This is a genomic window from Clostridia bacterium (assembly GCA_012841935.1).
GTDB lineage: Bacteria > Bacillota > Peptococcia > DRI-13 > DTU073 > DUTS01.
The window spans coordinates 1-2,007 of sequence record DUTS01000119.1; the positions used below are offsets into that span (position 1 = coordinate 1).

At 34.0% G+C, this 2,007-nt stretch carries 2 protein-coding genes and 1 tRNA gene; all 3 read right to left on the minus strand.

Annotated features, from left to right (window positions below; genetic code table 11):
• Positions 1-222 precede the first annotated feature (222 nt).
• Positions 223-804 (minus strand): DUF445 family protein, encoded by a 582-nt coding sequence (locus GX687_06640; GenBank protein HHX97114.1) that lies wholly within the window; start codon positions 802-804, stop codon positions 223-225.
• Positions 805-848: 44 nt separating this feature from the next.
• Complete coding sequence (gene ytxC, locus GX687_06645; protein HHX97115.1) at positions 849-1,730, minus strand: putative sporulation protein YtxC; 882 nt, start codon at positions 1,728-1,730, stop codon at positions 849-851.
• 140 nt (positions 1,731-1,870) lie between these two features.
• Positions 1,871-1,947 (minus strand) — tRNA-Val (locus GX687_06650).
• Between the last annotated feature and the right edge of the window lie 60 nt (positions 1,948-2,007).

Sequence of the window (2,007 nt, forward strand, 5' to 3'; positions counted from 1 at the left end):
CATGAATCAAAAGAGAAAAAATCTAGTGAACTAGTCGCTTAAATTATACATAAAGGGAATTTACACACTTTTTAGGACTTGACTTTGAAATGCTAAATACTTATCTTGAGTTTTTATTATTTAAAAGACAAAAAAAGCAGCCCATAAAGGACTGCTCATTTACACAAAAAGAAGACCTGGAAAAGTCTTTTTTTAATGACGAAAGTGGGAAATAATTCCCACTTATAGATAAGGCCAAAAAAGTGAAATTATACCCTGTACTATCCCAATTATTAAACCAAGAATTCCACCGACAATTTCAATGTGCTTTAGTTCTGTACGCGCCAGGGCATAAACCATTTCCTCTAGATCATTTATTTCCAAGGCTAAAACCTTTTCCTCTACAATTCTTTGAATCTCAAGTTTAATTAATTCTGCATCATCTCCAAAAAAACGAGCCGGGTTGTTGAGAAAACTATCAACTTCCTGGCTTAATATTTTGACAATTAATTCAGCCAAATAATTAGCCGGAAGACTAAAAGGCAAACGTAAAATCACTCTTTCGCGTACATATTTTTCTAATTTAGCATGCAAATTATCTCTTAAATCTTTTCTTTTTAAACTAGCCAAAAGATCATTACCAGTAACTAATTCATTACTGACAATTTCACCTAAGGCTTGGGCCACTTCTTTTTGCCTTTTGGGTAATAATCCTTGGATTCGCCAACCAAGTAAAGGAACTTGATACTCCTTCTGTGGTCTAAAAAGAAGCCTAATTGCTATTACATTTGTAATCCAACCGATTCCAGCTCCAATCAAGCCCATTAAAAATATTAATAAAAGATGCATCTTTCACCACTTCTCGATTCCTATTTTTCCTGCTGACAATGTTCACAGCCACTGCATTCTTTAACCCTACTTCTAAAAACATCTTTAATCGTTTCTATAGTTTCTAGTGCAGTTTCATGAGAGGATTGATGAATTAATAATTCTTCTGGTGCCAAAGTAATTAAAGCACTAATTAACAGATCAGCATAATTTATTTCATTTTCCCAGAAATCAAGACATAAACCTTCTAGGCTTTCATGCTCGATTAGCTGATCTGCTTCATCAAGGAAAATGAATTTACCGGCTTCTTTAAAAACTACTTGTACTTTTTTTATACGCGGTTCTTGTATCTCCACAAAATATCTGAGGAGACGAATAAATTCCCGATATTCCTTTTCTAAAAGAAACTCATCAACTGCGGAATCAACCGCATTACTGAGGTTCTCTTGATAATCTTTCAAACGGAAGTTAATAAATCCTTCTATAATTAACTTTTTTTGTCTTGCTAAATAATCTAAAATTCTCTCCCTGATCTCTTCTTTACGCTGTTTTTGATAATAGGAATTTAAACTGGAAGGATTAAGGATGCGTTCTGTTTTACTTAAAATGGCTTGCTTTTCCCTAGAAGTATAATAATAAAAATTATCACGGACAATTTTTTTTAATAATAAAGTTTCCCATTCTTCAATAATTATTTCTGCTAAACAATTGGCAATGGAATTCCTAACCATTTCAAGAGTATCTTCTTTATCAGTTCCCTCTTTTTCTCGAAAAAAACAATCTAAAAAGGTAAATTCACCTACTCTATCAACATCAAGCATATAAGGGAAACCTTCATTTTGTAAAATAGCAAACTCATGATTTAAACGCTGAAAAAGGGCCTGCGGTTTAGTATAAGTGCCAATTGTAATCTGCTCAAACAAATGTTTTTCTCCTTTCCCGCAATCAGGCTTCTCTAAAAATATTATATGGTGCTTGAGCATTAATATACAGGCACACTACTGGTAATAAAAACAGAAAAAGGAACTTCGGTAAAAGTTCCCCAAACTTATTTGTTAGATCATGGTGGGCGGTACTGGAGTCGAACCAGTGACCTTTGCGATGTCAACGCAACACTCTAACCAGCTGAGCTAACCGCCCTCTTAAAGTACACTAATTATAAAACACAAGGGATCACTTGTCAACCATGATCCACAGTCC